Annotated in this window: 1 protein-coding gene; it reads right to left on the reverse strand. The window is 48.5% G+C overall.

Annotation, left to right across the window (positions count from 1 at the left end):
- The coding region (locus S1OALGB6SA_RS04165) for a WD40/YVTN/BNR-like repeat-containing protein (RefSeq protein ID WP_148084023.1) at positions 1-926 on the reverse strand (926 nt) is incomplete at both ends.

Consider the following 926-nt stretch of genomic DNA (forward strand, 5'->3'; position numbering starts at 1 on the left):
TCCTTCAATTGGAGAACCGCGAGTACTGCGGTCTACCCAAGTCATCCCTCCATCCATGGATGTATACAGATGTCCTCCTCTCACAACCGCAGTAATTCTGGATCCATCAGAAGATATCGCTATGGATTGCCACTTCTTGAGTAATTCAATTGCATAGCCGGTAACACTATGATCTCTCCAACTCGCTCCCGAATCCGTGGAAGTATACAGTTGGTCGTGATTCATTGCCGCAATTTTGGACCCATCAGAAGACATCACTATGGAAATCCAGTTTTTATCTCCCGTAATTATAGAACCCTCGGTTCCACTGCGATCCCTCCAGGTAGCCCCTCCATCTGTAGAAATGTACAGATGGCCGTAATGCGCCACTGCTGCAAGTTTGGACCCGTCAGAAGACATAGTAATGGAAATCCAGTTTTTATCTCCCGTAATTGCAGAGTCGTCGATCCTACTGCGATCCCTCCAGGCCGTTCCTCCATCTGTAGAAATGTATAGATGGCCGTAACGCGCCACTGCTGCAAGTTTGGACCCGTCAGAAGATATCGCTATGGATTGCCAGTTTCTATTTCCCACAATTATAGAACCGTAAGTACTGCGATTTATCCAAGTCGTCCCTCCATCCGTTGATGTATACAGGTGCCCATCAAACACCACTGCTGCAAGTTTGGACCCGTCAGGAGTCATCGTGATGGATCGCCAGCCTTTAGCTCCTGCAATAACTGAGTTGGCAGCACTGCGATCTGTCCAAGTAGCTCCGCCGTCCACTGATGTATACAAATAGCCCTTATACGCCACAGCTGCAAGTTTGGATGCGTCAGAAGATATCGCTATGGATTGCCAATATTCACTTCCCGCAATTGCAGAGTAGCCAACACTACGGTCTATCCAAGTCGCTCCTCCATCGGAAGAGGTGTACAGATGGCCAC

Source organism: Olavius algarvensis spirochete endosymbiont, from assembly GCA_900608495.1.
In the GTDB taxonomy this organism is placed as follows: domain Bacteria; phylum Spirochaetota; class Spirochaetia; order DSM-2461; family DSM-2461; genus UBA2779.